The sequence below is a fragment of the Acidiphilium sp. C61 genome, assembly GCF_905116885.1.
Lineage (GTDB): Bacteria > Pseudomonadota > Alphaproteobacteria > Acetobacterales > Acetobacteraceae > Acidiphilium.
The window spans coordinates 2716312-2731299 of the sequence record NZ_CAJHNI010000005.1 but is presented as its reverse complement, the minus strand read 5'-3'; the positions used below and the strand labels follow the sequence as shown (position 1 = coordinate 2731299).

At 69.0% G+C, this 14988-nt stretch carries 13 protein-coding genes; 10 read left to right on the top strand and 3 right to left on the bottom strand.

Annotation, left to right across the window (positions count from 1 at the left end):
* Positions 1-54 precede the first annotated feature (54 nt).
* The 3 genes from metH to HUW10_RS15650 form a co-directional block, all read right to left on the bottom strand.
* A complete protein-coding gene (gene metH / locus HUW10_RS15660; protein WP_174504333.1) occupies positions 55-3540 on the bottom strand; it encodes a methionine synthase in 3486 nt (1161 codons plus the stop codon).
* Positions 3541-3655: 115 nt separating this feature from the next.
* The gene (locus HUW10_RS15655) at positions 3656-6355 is read right to left on the bottom strand and encodes a hypothetical protein (RefSeq protein ID WP_174504332.1); all 2700 of its coding nucleotides are present in this window, start codon (positions 6353-6355) and stop codon (positions 3656-3658) included.
* Positions 6356-6424: 69 nt separating this feature from the next.
* Positions 6425-7264, bottom strand: coding sequence for a LysR family transcriptional regulator ArgP (locus HUW10_RS15650; protein WP_174504331.1), 840 nt, complete (start codon positions 7262-7264; stop codon positions 6425-6427).
* Between the two features lie 74 nt (positions 7265-7338).
* Here HUW10_RS15650 and HUW10_RS15645 point away from each other — a divergent pair, with 74 nt between their 5' ends.
* The 10 genes from HUW10_RS15645 to HUW10_RS15600 all read left to right on the top strand — a co-directional run bounded on the left by HUW10_RS15645 (position 7339) and on the right by HUW10_RS15600 (position 14962).
* A complete protein-coding gene (locus tag HUW10_RS15645; RefSeq protein WP_174504330.1) occupies positions 7339-7965 on the top strand; it encodes a LysE/ArgO family amino acid transporter in 627 nt (208 codons plus the stop codon).
* Between the two features lie 47 nt (positions 7966-8012).
* Complete coding sequence (locus HUW10_RS15640; RefSeq protein ID WP_236656439.1) at positions 8013-9071, top strand: DMT family transporter; 1059 nt, start codon at positions 8013-8015, stop codon at positions 9069-9071.
* 71 nt (positions 9072-9142) lie between these two features.
* Complete coding sequence (locus HUW10_RS15635; protein WP_174504329.1) at positions 9143-9508, top strand: hypothetical protein; 366 nt, start codon at positions 9143-9145, stop codon at positions 9506-9508.
* Positions 9509-9665: 157 nt separating this feature from the next.
* A complete protein-coding gene (locus HUW10_RS15630; RefSeq protein WP_174504328.1) occupies positions 9666-9983 on the top strand; it encodes an AsnC family protein in 318 nt (105 codons plus the stop codon).
* A complete protein-coding gene (locus tag HUW10_RS15625) occupies positions 9980-10528 on the top strand; it encodes a DUF6362 family protein (RefSeq protein ID WP_174504327.1) in 549 nt (182 codons plus the stop codon). Before HUW10_RS15630 ends, HUW10_RS15625 begins: the two co-directional genes overlap by 4 nt.
* A gap of 36 nt (positions 10529-10564) precedes the next feature.
* Positions 10565-11131, top strand: coding sequence for an elongation factor P (efp, locus tag HUW10_RS15620; protein WP_174504326.1), 567 nt, complete (start codon positions 10565-10567; stop codon positions 11129-11131).
* Between the two features lie 52 nt (positions 11132-11183).
* The gene (locus HUW10_RS15615; RefSeq protein WP_174504325.1) at positions 11184-12011 is read left to right on the top strand and encodes an inositol monophosphatase family protein; all 828 of its coding nucleotides are present in this window, start codon (positions 11184-11186) and stop codon (positions 12009-12011) included.
* A gap of 113 nt (positions 12012-12124) precedes the next feature.
* On the top strand, positions 12125-12763 hold the full coding sequence (locus tag HUW10_RS15610; RefSeq protein ID WP_236656532.1) for a hypothetical protein: 639 nt from the start codon (positions 12125-12127) through the stop codon (positions 12761-12763).
* A gap of 12 nt (positions 12764-12775) precedes the next feature.
* Positions 12776-13909, top strand: coding sequence for a flagellar motor protein MotA (locus tag HUW10_RS15605; protein WP_174504323.1), 1134 nt, complete (start codon positions 12776-12778; stop codon positions 13907-13909).
* Positions 13910-13912: 3 nt separating this feature from the next.
* A complete protein-coding gene (locus HUW10_RS15600) occupies positions 13913-14962 on the top strand; it encodes a peptidoglycan -binding protein (protein ID WP_174504322.1) in 1050 nt (349 codons plus the stop codon).
* The last annotated feature ends 26 nt before the right edge of the window (positions 14963-14988 follow it).

Below are 14988 nucleotides of genomic sequence, written 5' to 3'. Positions count from 1 at the left end.
TCTTTTTTCAAAAAGAAGCTCTTTTACTCCCCTTCCCTCCTCTCGCCCGACCCCTCACACCGAAAAATACTTCGCGTGGGGGTTGAGGACGACGATGGCGCTGGTGGATTGTTCGGGATGGAGCTGGTGTTCGTCCGAGAGCGACACGCCGATGCGCTCGGCGTCGAGGAGGCGGAGCAGCATCGTCTGGTCTTCGAGGTTCGGGCAGGCGGGGTAGCCGAACGAGTAGCGTGAGCCGCGGTAGGACTGGGCGAGCATTTTTTCCATGTCGCGGTCGTCTTCGGCGGAAAAGCCGAGTTCGGCGCGGATGCGTTTGTGGGTGTATTCGGCCATCGCCTCGGCCATCTCGACGGAAAGACCGTGGAGGTAGAGGTAATCCTGGTAGCGGTTTTCCTCGAACCAGGCGCGGGCGGTGTCGGAGGCTTTTTCGCCCATGGTGACGACTTGCAGGCCGATGACGTCGCGTTCAGCGTCGTCCACGTCGCGGAAGAAGTCGGCGATGCATTCACCGTCGTCGCGCGGCTGGCGCGGGAGGGTGAAGCGGGCGAGTTCGGTGCTGCCGTCCTCGGCGAAGAGGATGAGGTCGTTGCCCTGGCCGGCGGCCTTCCAGTAGCCGTAGATGGCCTGGGGCTTGAGGATGGTTTCGGCAGCACAGATGTCGAGCATGCGCTTCATGACGGGGCGGAGTTCCTGGCGGGCCCAGCCCATGAAGTCGTCCAGTGACTTGCCCTGTTTGCGGAAGCCCCACTGGAACTGGAAGAGGGAGCGTTCGTTGATGTAGGGGACGAGGGCTTTCTGCGGCGCCTCGATGAGCTTCGGGCCCCAGAAGGGCGGGGTGGGCACCGGGGTTTCGCGGGTGAGGCGACGGCGGCGGATCTGGACGGCGGAGATGTCGACCGGGGCAAAGCCGCGGGCATCGGCCTGGCCAAGGGTGCGCTTGGTGTTGCGGGCCTTGCCGCGGCGCTTGGACTGGAGGGCGGCGAGGTAATCGTCGAACCCGTTGCCGGTGACCTTGTCCATCAGGTGGAGGCCGTCGAAGGCGTCGCGGGCGTAGGCAACGCGGCCGGAGGCGTAGGCGGCGACGCAATCTTCCTCGACATAGTTGCGGGTGAGCGCGGCGCCGCCGAGGAGGACGGGGATGTCGAGCCCCTGGCGGGACATTTCCTCGAGATTTTCGCGCATGACGACGGTGGATTTCACCAGTAGGCCGGACATGCCGATGGCGTGGGCGCGGTGTTCCCTCGCGGCGGCGACCATGTCCGCCAGGGGAACCTTGATGCCGAGATTGACGACGCGGTAACCGTTGTTGGTGAGGATGATGTCGACGAGGTTCTTGCCGATGTCGTGCACGTCGCCCTTCACGGTGGCGAGGACGATGGTGCCCTTCTGCTGGCCCTCGAGGCGCTCCATGTGGGGTTCGAGATAGGCGACGGCGGCTTTCATGGTTTCGGCGGATTGCAGGACGAAGGGGAGCTGCATCTTGCCGGCGCCGAACAGCTCGCCCACGGTTTTCATGCCGTCGAGCAGGAGGTTGTTGATGATGTCGAGCGGGGGGTGGGATTTCATCGCCTCGTCGAGATCGTCGGCGAGGCCCTTGCGGTCGCCATCGACGATACGGTCGCGCAGGCGGCCCTCGACGGTGTCGGCCTTGGCCTTTTTCACCGCGTCGGCGGCCTTGCGGTCGGCGAACATTTCGAGGACGCGCTGGAGGGGGTCGTAATCCTCGCGGCGGCGGTCGAAGATGAGGTCTTCCATGACCTGCACTTCCTCGGGCGGGATGAGGTGCAGGGGACGGATTTTGGAGACATGGACGATGGCGCCGGTCATGCCGGCCTTCACCGCGTGGTCGAGGAAGACGGAGTTCAGCACCGCGCGGGCGGCGGGGTTGAGGCCGAAGGAGATGTTGGACAGGCCGAGGATGATCTGGATGTCGGGGAAGGCATCGCGGATCAGCTTGATGCCTTCGAGGGTCCAGAGGCCGAGCTTGCGGTCGTCCTCGTTGCCGGTGGCGACGGTGAAGGTGAGCGGGTCGATCAGCAGGTCGGATTGCGGGAGGCCGTGCTTGCGGCAGGCGAAATCGACCAGGCGGGTGGCGATTTCGAGCTTCTGCGCCGGCTCCTTGGCCATGCCGACCTCGTCGATCGTGAGGGCGATCACGGCGGCGCCGAACTTGCGGGCGAGCACCATGCGCTCTTCGGCGATGTGTTCGCCATCCTCGAAATTGATCGAGTTGATGATGGGCTTGCCGCCGTGGAGCTTGAGGGCGGCTTCGATGACGGGGGTTTCGGTGGAGTCGATCACCAGCGGCGCGTTCACCGACGAGGTGAAGCGGGTGATGATTTCGGACATTTCGCCGAGTTCGTCGCGGCCGACGAAGGCGGTGCAGATGTCGAGCGCGTTGGAGGCCTCGGCGACCTGTTCGCGGCCCATGGAGACGCAGCCGTCCCAGTCGTGCTTTTCCTGCAGCTCGCGCCATTTCTTGGAGCCGTTGGCGTTGCAGCGCTCGCCGATCGAGAAATAGGCGTTTTCCTGGCGCAGCGGGGTCGAGCCGTAGAGGCTGGCGACCGAGGGGATCCAGACCGGCTTGCGCGGGACGGGTGCCGGGCGAACCTCGCCATTGCGGCGGAGCATGGCGTCGAGGGCGGCGATATGCGGGGTGGAGGTGCCGCAGCAGCCGCCGATGAGGTTGATGCCGTCCTCGTGGATGAAGCGTTCGAGCCAGGAGGCGAGTTCGGCCGGCGAGAGCGGGTAATGGGTCTTGCCATCGACCAGTTCGGGCAGGCCGGCATTGGGCTGGACCGAGATGAGGCCGGGCCAGTTCTGCGACAGGAAGCGGACATGCTCGGCCATTTCCTGCGGGCCGGTGGCGCAGTTCAGGCCGATCAACGGCACGTCGAGCGCCTGGATCACGGTGGCGGCGGCGGCGATGTCCGGCCCGACGAGCAGGGTGCCGGTGGTCTCGACGGTGACCTGCACGAAGATCGGCGTATCGCGCCCAAGCTCGGCACGGGCGATCTTCGCGCCGTTGACGGCGGCCTTGATCTGCAGCGTGTCCTGGCAGGTTTCGATCAGGATGGCGTCCACCCCGCCCTCGATCAGGCCGCGGCACTGCTCGGCCAGGCCGGCTTCCAGCGGGTCGTATTCGATGTTGCCGAGGGTGGGCAGCTTGGTGCCGGGGCCGACGCTGCCGATCACGTAGCGGTCGCGCCCGTCGGCGAAGGTTTCGGCGGCCTCGCGGGCGAGTTCGGCGGCGATGCGGTTGATCTCGCGGGCGCGGTCGCCCAGCTCGAATTCGGCGAGGGTGATGGGCGAGCCGCCGAAGCTGTTGGTCTCCACCATGTCGGCCCCGGCTTCGTAGTAGCCGCGATGGATTTCGCGCACGAGGTCGGGGCGGGAGAGGTTCAGCACCTCGGTGCAGTTTTCCTTGCCCCAGTAATCGCGCTCGGTGTCGAGGGTGAGGGCCTGGACGCGCGAGCCCATGCCGCCGTCGCAGAGGAGGACGCGGTGGCGGAGGGCTTCGAGAAGTGAAATGTCGGTCATGATGGGACCAGATATAGTAACGCCTCGACAATTCCAATCCGGAGCGGCGGCGGGGGCACGTTGCGCCGGGCGGGATCATGCGAGATGGCGGCAGGTGGCGGGAGGGCGGGTTGGCTCAGCGCCCTGCGTTACGCCGTGCTCCTGCGCCGATGCCGCGCGCCGCCTCGGCCAGGAGCGCGAGGAGGCCGAGAGACGCGGCGATCCAGGCATAGCGGCTGTAGCGCGGCGCGAAGGTGAAGCGCAGACGGTTAATCCCCTTGTGCAGGGGGACGGACTGGAAGACCTCGCCGGTGCGGGTGAGCGGAACAGGTGTCGCATTGTCGGTCGCGCGCCAGCCGGCGGCGTAGAGTTCGCGGCGGGTCAGGCGCGCGGGCGCCGCACAGGTGGCAATCACGTGATCGGTGCCGGGCGATGCGAGGGAACAGGCCGGGTCGGTCGTGTAGAACGGCGCGGCGTTGGTCAGGCGCCAGATGCTGAGCTGATTATCCGACCAGGCACGGACCAGGTATGGCGGCGGGGGAGCGCTGAACACGAGGCGCGGGGTGTGGAAGGGGACCGGCTTGCCGTCGGGCAGGGTGATCGCGACGGCGGTGGGACTGCTGGTGATGTAGGCCCAGACGGCATCGGGATTGGTGCCGCCGCGATGGGCGAAGGTGATGGTGAAGGCCTCGCCCTGATGCAGATGGACCGGATGGTTCAGCTTGACCGTGAAGGGCCCGTTGTCCGGCGAGCCGCGCATCGGCGCGCGGCCGGACGCGCAGGCGGCGCCGGGTGCGCCAGGCGCGCCGGGGCAGATCGTGATGATCCCTGTGCCGTTGGCAGCGTTGCCGTAGGTGCCGTGGAGGATGCCGATCCGGGTAAACGCGGGGAGCTTGGCGAGCGCGGCGGACGCGGTGCCGCGGAAGGTGACCGCATGGCCGGGCGCGAGGGGAATGGCCATGGCATTGGCGCTGATCGGCGGGAAGGCGACGGTGGGCGCGGGTGTGAAGGATGCGGGGGCAATCAGGTAGCGGATGGCAAGCGCGGCATAGGCCGGCTCGCGGCGCAGGAATTCAGCACGCGCGATATCGGGCGTGAGGGGGACAAAGGGCACCTGGAAGAGTGGCGGCGGCCGGTGGGTCCAGAACTCCGGGACGAGATGGTCGTGGATGTAGCGGGCGAAGGAGAGATCGGCCGGGAAGTAGTCGTAGGTGATGTCGGGATAGCCGAAATAGGCGGAGTAATTGGCGAAGATCGGGCCGATCGAATAGGCGCGGGCGGGGGTGAGATGGGTGCGGAGATAGGATATCGCCGCGGTATCGAGCGTGCCGGCGCGGTGATTGCCGAGCCGGGGGACGAGGAACAGGGCGATGGCGTTGGTGGCGAGAAGGGCGGCGAAGGCGAGGCGCCGGGCCTCGCCGCGCAGGGCGTAGAGCGCGAGGGCGGCGAGCAGCAGGCCGGCGGCGCCGGCGGCGAGGGCGGCGCGATACCAGGCAAGCTGGATCGTGGCGACGGCGCCGGCGAGGTGCCATGGCAGCAGGGACGGCGCCGCCAGCACGCCGGAGAGCACCAGAAGGATGAAGACCACCAACAGCGGCAGGGCGCGCGGCAATGACGCAAAGCGGGCCGCGTCAAGCCCGCTTGCGGCGAGGGTCGCGATCGGCAACAGCCAGATGGGGGTCGCGTAGCGCCAGAAATAGACCTTGATCAGGCCGGGGATGAGGAGGCTGACGGCGATGATCGGGGGGAAGCCGAACAGGCGGCCGAGACAGAGCAGCGTCCAGCCGCCAAGGAACCAGGCAAGGCCGCGATCGCGCGCCGCGATCAGCCCGAACAGGGCGGCGAGGATGGGCAGCAGGCCAATGAAATGTCCGGTCGAACCCGCGATGTCGTAGAGGGGTTTGCTGCCGATCAAGTCGTTCAGCGGGCCGAAGACATAGGGCACGAGGATGCCGGCGATACCCCGCACGGGGATGACTTGCAGGCCGAAATTATGGCCGCCGAGTTGGCCGCTGGCGAGCAGGGCATCGGCGAAGGCGACGAGTTGCGGCGCCGCGATGGCGAGGCCGCAGAATCCGCCGGCGGCGATGCGCAGGGCAAAGCACACCCGGCGCGGGGCGCGGACGAGGCGGAAGGCGGCCCAGGCGAGGGCGAACAGGCCGTTGACATAGGCAGCCTCGGGGAAGCCGGCCAGGATCGAGAAGGCGATGCCGAGCGCGAGGAGAATGACGGCGCGGTGGGGGTGTGCCTCGTCGCGCGCATCCTCGATGCCGTGCAGGAGGATGGGCAGGAAGGGCATCGCGCAGAGTTCGCCGATATGTGGCGGAAAGGCAAAGACAGAGTTGAAGGCGAAGAGCAGCGCGCCGGCGAGGGCGGCGAGGCGGCCGAGGGACAGCCGGCGGAACAGGGCGTAGGTCGCGAGGCCGACCATGGCCTGCATCAGGGTTTGCAGCCAGACGACGCCGGCCGGCAGGGCAAGGAGCAGCACGAAGGGCAGAAAGAAGGCCTCCGGCTGGATTTCGCCGGCGAGCGGCAGGCCGATGCCGTTATCGGGGTTCCACCAGGGCAGGCGCAGGTGCAGCCAGTCTTCCGCAGCGAGATGGCCGAGGGCCTGACTGGTCCAGCCGATATTGGGATCGCCGATCGACTGGCCGTGGATCAGGCCGGGGAGGCTGCCGGTCGCGGCACCGGAGTTCGTCCAGATCGGGTTCAGGCTGAGGCCGAACAGCCAGTCTGGCAGCAGGCCCAGCAGCGGGGCCAAAGCGAGGATGAGCAGCGGGACGAGAGGATGGCGGTCGAGCCATTCGGCGGGCACGCAGGATGACGTTCCGGTCATGCGCGCGGCAGTTAAAGTAACTTTTTGGTATTGGCAATCGACAGCCGCTACGCGTGGCAGCGCTCGGGATCAGGCGAGATGGCGGCGGGCGGCGGCGGCGACATCGCGGGTCAGGCGGCGCAGCGGGGCAGCGTGAAGGCGGGCCACCGTCCAGTAGAGTGCGACGTCGAGCCGCTGAGCCGGGGGCAGTTCGACGAGACGGCCGGCGGCGAGATGCGCTGCGGCCAGCGCGAGCGGGTGCAGGCCCCAGCCGAGGCCGGCCAGCGCGAGGTCGAGAAAGGCATGCGCCGAGGGCACGAAATGAGTGGGGCCGGCGAGGCTGGCGCCATGCGCCGCCATGGCCCAGCGCGCTTGCAGCGTGTCCCGCCGGTCGAACCGCAGATGCGGAGCGGATGCCAGGGTGGCGGCGGTGATGCCGCCGGGAAAGTAGCGGGCGAGGAAGGCGGGGCTGGCGCAGGCGGCATAGCGCATCGCGCCGAGCGGAATGGTGCGGCAGCCCTGGGCGGGTTCGGGATCGGCGGTGACGGCGGCGAGCACCTCGCCGGCGCGCAGGCGGGCGGCGGTGTGGGATTCGTCGTCCAGCACGAGGTCGAGCAGGGTCCGGCTGTCGCGGCTGAAACCGGCGACGGCGTCGGGGAACCAGGTGGCGAGACTGTCGGCATTGACCGCGATGCGCAGGGTGGGCGCATGGCCGGCGTCCGCCTCGGGCAGGAGCGGCGCGAGATCGACTTCGAGCAGATGGACGCGATCGGCGTGCGCGCAGAGGCGGCTGCCCAGCGCGGTCGGCGTGCAGGGCTGGCCGCGGATGATCAGGATCGCGCCGATCCGCTCCTCAAGACCGCGGACACGCTGGGAGATCGCGGACGGGGTGACGCCGAGCAGGGCGGCAAGGGCGGGATAATCCAGCACGAATGAAGCGCTACTTCGTTCACATTAGAAAAACAAGCTTTCCTGATTTGATCGGCGCGGCCATAGGCTGACGCATGAGCGGATATGCAGCTTCCTTTCTCGCCGGCTATGCGGCTTCGGCGGCGCTGATCATCGCGATCGGGGCGCAGAACCTGTTCGTGCTGCGGCAGGGGTTGCGGCGCGAGCATGTGGGCGCGGTGGTGGCGTTCTGCGCCCTCGCGGATGCGGTGCTGATCGCCGCCGGGGTGGGCGGGGTCGGCGCGTTCATCGGCGCCGCGCCGCGCTTCACCCTGGTGCTGACGCTGGGCGGGGCGGCGTTTCTCGGCTGGAACGGCATCGCGGCGCTGCGGCGGCAGGCGCTGGCGGCGGTGGATCTCGGCGCGGGCGAGCGGGTGACGCTGCGCCGGGCGCTGCTGGCGACGGCGGGGTTCACCTTTCTCAACCCGCATGTCTATCTCGACACAGTGCTGCTGCTCGGCGCGATCGGGGCGACGCAGCCGGTGGCGCTGCGGCCGGTTTTCGCAGCCGGGGCGATGAGCGCCAGCCTCTCGTGGTTCGCCGCTCTCGGCTTCGGCGCGCGTATGCTCCGCCCGGTGTTCGGCCGGCCCGCCGCATGGTGGGTGCTGGACCGGGTGGTTGGCGTCACGATGCTGCTGCTCGCTGCCTCGCTGCTGCTGAAGGCCGCGACATTCCCGACATGAAGTCCGCCCGATTGCGGTTTCGGTGCGGAGGCCGGAAATAGCCCTCATTGGACGACCTCGCGGTCGGGGCAAGGATGGAGGGCGGGATGACGGTGGCCGGGGACGGCGGCGCGCGCGGACACGGCGATCACAGCGCGCTTGTGCGCGGCAATGACAGTGCCCCTGGGCAAGACGGCGGCTTTGCGGTCGGGGTGGCGGCGGTGCTGTTCGCCTCGCTGGTCTGGGGCACCACCGGCACGGCCGCGACCTTCGCGCCCGCGGTCGGGCCGCTGGCGATCGGTGCCGCGGCGATGGGGATCGGCGGGCTGTTGCAGGCGCTGCTCGCCGCTCCCCGCATCCTGCGCGACCTGCCGGCGCTGGCGCGGCACGGAGGACTGCTCGTGGCCGGGGGTGTCGCGGTGGCGCTGTATCCCCTCGCCTTCTACAGCTCGATGCGGCTGTCCGGTGTGGCGGTGGGGACGGTGGTGACCCTCGGCTCGGCGCCGATCTTCTCGGCGCTGATCGAGCGCGCACACGCGGGCACGCGGCTCTCCGCGCGCTGGGCCGCCGGGGCGCTGCCGGGGATTGCCGGCATGGCGCTGCTCGCCCTGTCGGAACCGGGGGCGGCGTCGGGCGAAGGGAGCAGCCTCGGGATCGGGCTCGGCCTCGTCGGCGGACTGACCTATGCGCTCTATGCCTGGACCGCGCGGCGGATGATGCTGCGCGGCATCCGCTCGGTGGTGGCGATGGGGGCGACGTTCGGGATCGGCGGCGCGCTGCTGATGCCGGTGCTGCTGGCGACCGGCGGCGCGTTTCTCGATTCATGGGGCAATGCGGCGGTGGGCGTTTACATGGCGGCGGTGCCGATGTTTCTCGGCTATCTCTGCTTCGGCATCGGGCTGGCGCGGATCCCGGTGAGTGTCGCGACGACGATCACTCTGGTCGAGCCGGTGGTGGCGGCGGTGCTGGCGGTCGTTGTCGTCGGCGAGCGGCTGCCGGCAGTGGGCTGGGCGGGGGCGGCGCTGGTGATCGCCGGGCTGGTGGTGACGGCGGCGCCGGGGCGGCGCGGCGGTCGCACAATCGCCGATTCGACCGGCGCGGCTGCCGGCGAGGGCGCAGAAGGTTAGAGCATCTTTACCCGATCATGCAGGATCGGACCGTGCCGCAAGGCGGCGGCCGGAGCGAAAACGGAGCAGGAATGCGGATCGCGATCAGGTTTGGCGGGGCGGTGGCGCCGGGAGATGCGGTGCTGGTGCAGGAGGGGTTCGCGCCGCCTGCCGGCGCGCGGGTCGTGGGTGGGTTTGCGGCGGAGGCGGTGCGGCGATTCGGACATGGGATCGGGTGTTCGTGCTGCGTGCCGCGCGGCGCGGTGGCTGCCGCGCTGACGCGGCTGTTTCTCGAGCGTGCGCGGGGGACGGCAGACGGGGCGGGCGACGTGGTGATTGTCGGCGATACTAACGGCGAAGCAGCGGTACAAGCGGCGGTCGAGGGCGATGTGCTGCTGCGGGCGCGATTTTTTTTCCTGCCTGACTCGGGCGAAGTGTCGGCGCGAGCCGGCGAATAACTTCAATTCTTTCATATGATTGACTGATCATTCGGCTTGGCGATGCTGGCGATCCGCCGACAGGCCCGGATGCGGCCGCGTGATTCAATTTGTTAGTTTTATTGACATCACTAACCGAATGAACTAACAATCTGCTCATCCACCACGGAGATGAGCGATGCCTGAACGCCGCATCTGGACCGACGCCGCCGATGCCACGATCCGCCGCATGCGGGCGGACGGGGCGACCTGGGGGACGATTGCCGCCGTGCTCGGCCTGTCGCGCAACACGATCATCGAGCGCGGGCGGCGGCTCTGCGCCGCCGGCGGGCCGAGCCAGGCGGCGCGGCCGAAACCGCCGCCGGAGGACGAGCCGAACCGCCCGCCGCTGCCGGCCGGGCATCTGCGCTCCTGGGGGTTGCTGATACGAGGGACGATCCTGGAGGGCACGCCGTTCGTCCCCCTTGCCGCCCCCGGACGGGAGGAAAGGCGATGAGCACAATGCGGGCGCAACGGGCGGGCGAGGTGCTGGGCTCGGGCCTGCGCGCCGGGACGAGCGGGATGGTGGCAATTGCGCCATGCCCGGCGGTCAGCGGGGCGGCGGATCCGATCGGCGCGATCGCGTCACGGCTGGAGGCGGCGGGCTCGTGCCTGCTGGCGCTGCCCGAGCGGGGCTATTCGCCGCATCTCAGGATCACCCGCTACGACGTGGTGCGCAGCGCGCTCGATGCCTATGGCTGGGAGGCCTCGCGCATTCGCCCGCCGCACCCCTCGGGTGCCGAGATCGACCGGATGGACGAGGCGCTCGGCTGGCTCGCCGCGATCCCGGAGGAGCGGTTCGTGCTGCGGCGGATTCTCGGCGCGCGGGCACTGACCCATCCGCTGACCGGGCGGCACCTGTTTCCCTGGCGCCGGCTCGGCGGCGTGCTGCGGGCGGATCACAAAACGGTCCAGCGCTGGCACCGCGAGGGGCTCGGGATCATCCGCGCGGCGCTGGCGGCGGCGGAGCGAAAACTTGCCCAAAGCGGCGCGGCGGGCTAAGCCGCCCCATCCTTATCCAAGATCGGGTGTCATTTCATGAAGCAGCAGGCGAATCTGATCCGCGCCGGCCAGGTGATCGAGCATGATGGTCGCCGCTGGACGGTGCTCAAGCAGCAGATCATCACCCCGGGCAAGGGCGGCGCGTTCATCCAGGTGGAGATGCGCGACCTCAAGACCGGGAACAAGACCAACGAGCGCTGGCGCACCGCCGACACGGTCGAGCGGCTGATGACGGACAACCGCGACTATACCTATTCCTACACCGACGGCGACAATCTCGTGCTGATGGATGGCGAGACGTTCGAGCAGTTTCTGGTGCCGGCCGAATTGCTCGGCGACCAGGCGCCGTTCCTGCAGGACAACATGTCGGTGATCATCGACCTCGTGGAGGGCGACCCGGTCGGCATCCACCTGCCGGCGACGGTGACGCTGGAGATCGTCGAGGCCGATCCGGTGGTGAAGGGGCAGACCGCCTCCTCGTCCTACAAGCCGGCGAAGCTGTCCAACGGCGTGAAGGTGATGGTGCCGCCCTTCATCGAGGCGGGCGAGCGTATCGTCGTCCGCACCGAGGATTCGACCTACGTCGAGCGGGCCAAGGGCTGAGGCCGCGCGCGGCGCCACCGCCGCGCCCGACCGTTTTCCGGAGTAGCAAGCCATGACACCCCGCCATTCCGCGCACATGACCATCATGGTCGCCGCGGCCCAGAAGGCCGCGCGTCGGCTGGTCCGCGATTTCAACGAGGTCGAGCATCTGCAGGTCTCGGTGAAGGGGCCGTCCGACTTCGTCAGCCAGGCGGACATGCGCGCCGAGCAGACCATCCGCGAGGAACTGGAGCGCGCGCGACCCGGCTACGCTTTCCTGATGGAGGAAAGCGGGGCGCATGGCTCGGAGAACTGGGCCTGGCGGTGGATCGTCGATCCGCTCGACGGGACGACCAATTTCCTGCACGCGATTCCGAACTGGGCGATCTCGATCGCGCTGGAGAAGCGGCTGCCGGATGGCGGCAGCGAGATCGTCGCCGGCCTGGTGATGGCGCCGGCGCTCGACGAGCTGTTCTGGGCCGAAAAGGGCGTCGGCACCTATCTGAACGACCGCCGGCTGCGCGTCTCGTCGCGGCGGGACTGGTCGGCCGCGCTGTTCGCGACGGGTATCCCCTTCGCCCGCACGGCGCCGCGCAACCGCCTCGCCTTCGCCCGCGTGCTCGGCGCGCTGATGCCGGAGACGGCGGGCGTGCGGCGGGTGGGCGCGGCCTCGCTCGACCTCGCCTGGACGGCGGCCGGGCGGTATGAGGGCTATTGGGAATTCGGCACCCATTTATGGGATATCGCCGCCGGCGCGCTCATGGTGCGCGAGGCGGGCGGCTATGCCACCGCACCGGATGGCAGCGACGCGCTGAGCGGCGACATCGTCGCCGGCAATCCGCATATCCATCCGCGGCTGCGCGAGCTGGTCGGCTCGGCGCTGGAGAGCGCGAAGGCCTGAGCCGGGTCAGGGACCGGGCCGGCATTGAGCGGCATGGGAGACATGCGCTAGTGTCGCGCGGAATGCGACAGGGTTTTCTCCTTGCGGCGTGCGCGGCGGCCGCGGTGAGCCTCATGGTTCCGGTGCGGGCGCAGGTTGTCGTCAACCCGCAGGCGCTGCGGCAGCTTGGCGGCCCGGCGCCGGCGCCTCACGCAACGCCGGATCGCGCGGTGACGCATCGCATGGCGAAGCATCGCGCGGTGACGCATCGCACGGTGGAGCATCACGCGCGCAGACATCCCGCGGCGTCGCATCCCGCGGCGTCGCATCCGGCGGCGGCGCGGCTGAAGCTGCCGCCACCGCTACCGCTACCGCCGCCCGCGGGGGCGAAGGCGTCCCCTGCCCCGCCCCAACCGTCGCCGCCCCAGCCTTCGCCACCCAAACCGTCGCTGCCGGCAAAGCCCGTCGCCCCCGTGCCGCTCGCGATCGTGTTTCCGGGCGATGCCGCCGCGCCTGGTCCGGCGTCAGTCGCGTCGGTAAAGCGGTTTCTCGCAGCACCCCGGCCGCGCGGGATGCGGTTTCTGGTGCGGGCAACCGCGCCGGGCCGCGCGGATGACCCCTCGGTCGGCCGGCGGCTGGCGCTGCGGCGGGGGCTCGCGGTGCGCGACCTGCTGGTGGCGTCCGGCATTCCGGCGCAGCGGATCATCGTCCAGGCGCTCGGCGATGTGCCGGGCACGCCGGATGACCGCGTGACGCTGAGCACCCTTCCCTGAACAGGAGCGATCATGACCCGCCCGAACAGCTACCTGATCCGCATGCTGGTGTTTCTGGTGGTGGTCTATGGCCTGGCCGCATTTCTCGCACCGGTGCTGAAATCCTTCTTCCTTGCCAATCCGGTGGTCAATTCGGTGATCGCGCTGGTCGAGGTGTTCGGGGTTTTCTGGAATCTGCGGCAGGTGATGCGGCTGAGCCCGGAAGTGGACTGGGTGGAGCGGTTCCAGCGCTCGCGCGCCTCGATCGAGCAGGGGCCGAAGCCGCGGCTGCTGCTGCCGATGGCGCGGATGTTCGGCGACCGGCAGGATGACGGGCGGCGGGTGACGCTCTCGGTCGCGAGCATGCGCACCATGCTCGATGGCATCGCCAGCCGGCTCGACGAAAGCCGCGAGACCTCGCGTTACGTCACCGGCGTGATGATCTTTCTCGGCCTGCTCGGGACGTTCTGGGGCCTGCTGAAGACGGTGCACGCGGTTGCCGCGGTGATCGCGGCGATGAACCTCGCGGGCGGGGATGTGAACGGCATGTTCGCCCAGCTCAAGGCCGGGCTGGCCGGGCCGCTGGCGGGAATGGGCACGGCGTTTTCCTCCTCGATGTTCGGATTGTCGGGGGCGTTGATCCTCGGCTTCCTCGACCTGACCGCGGGCCAGGCGATGACGCGCTTCTTCAACGAATTGGAGGAGTGGCTCGCCGGGCTGACCCGGGTTTCGAGCGGCGCGATGGCCGCCGAGGCCGAGGGCGGACTGCCGGCCTATGTGCAGGCGGTGCTTGAGCAGAGCGCCGAGAATGTCGAGGCGCTGCAGCGTCTGCTGATGCGCAGCGAGGAGAGAAGCGGCGAGACGGCACAGACCATACTGGCGCTGAGCGAGCGGATGGCGGTGCTGGCGGAATCGATCCAGGCCTCGCAGCGGGTGATGCTGCGGGTGGGCGAAGGGGTTGCGGCACTCTCGCGCCTCGTCGAGCGGGGCGAGGAGCGCAATGGTGGCGAGGTCGCGCGGGCGCATCTGCGCAATATCGAGCTGCTGATGGCGCGGCTGATCGCCGAGGCGGAACAGGGCCGCGTGCAGGGCCTGGCCGATCTGCGCCACGATCTCAAGATCCTGACCAGAACCGTGGCGGCGCGGTTCGACGAGGCGAAGGGCTAAGCCATGGCGCGCACCATTCGCGGCCGCAATAACGGGCTGGAGATCTGGCCGGGCTATGTCGACGCGCTGTCGACCCTGCTGATGGTGACGATTTTCGTGCTGCTCGTGTTTGTGCTGGCGGAGGCGTTTCTCTCGGTGGCGCTGTCGAGCCGGAACAAGACGATCGGCGCGCTGCGCAGCGAGATCGCCCAGCTTTCGCAGGTGCTGGCCTTGCAGAAGGCGAAGACGGCCTCGCTGCAGGACGAACTGTCCAGCATGGCCGCGCTGATGAAGGCGACGAAGACGCGGGAAGCGGCGTTGATGGCGGCGAATTCGACGCTGAATTCGGCGAATGCGGCGCTAAGCGCGAAGACCGCGACCCTTGGCGCCGCCGTCGCCGCGACGGGCGGCAAGCTCTCCGGGCAGGTGGAGCTGAACGCGCAGGAGATCGCGACCGTCAGCCTGCTCAACCAGCAGATCGCGGCGCTGCGGCTGCAACTCGCGACGATCGCCGCCGCACTCGATGCGGCGCAGAAGAAGGACCAGGCCGAGCATGTGCAGATCGCCGATCTCGGCAAGCAGCTGAACGAGGCGCTGGCGCGCAAGGTGCAGTCGCTCGAACAGTATCGCAGCGAGTTCTTCGGCGTGCTGCGCCAGGCGCTGGCGGGGCAGAAGGACATCAAGGTGGTGGGCGACCGCTTCGTGTTCGAGAGCGCGGTGCTGTTCCCCTCCGACTCGGCGCAGCTTTCGGCCACGGGCAAGGCGGAGATCGCGAAGGTGGCGCAGGCGATCGAGACGATCGCGCCGAAGATCCCCGCCAAGATCAACTGGGTGCTGAGCGTCACCGGCTACGCCGACAAGGAGGCGATCACCGGCGGGCCGTATAAGGACAATTTCGATCTCTCGGCGGCGCGCGCGCTTTCCGTGCTGCACCTGCTGATCGCGGACGGGGTGTCGAAGAACCGCGTGGTGGCCGCCGGGTTCGGCGCGAACCACCCGATCGCCACGGGCGATACGCCGAAGGACCTCGCGCAGAACCGGCGGATCGAGTTCCGGCTGACGTCGGCCGATTGAGCGGCCACGCCGCTCGGGCGGATTGA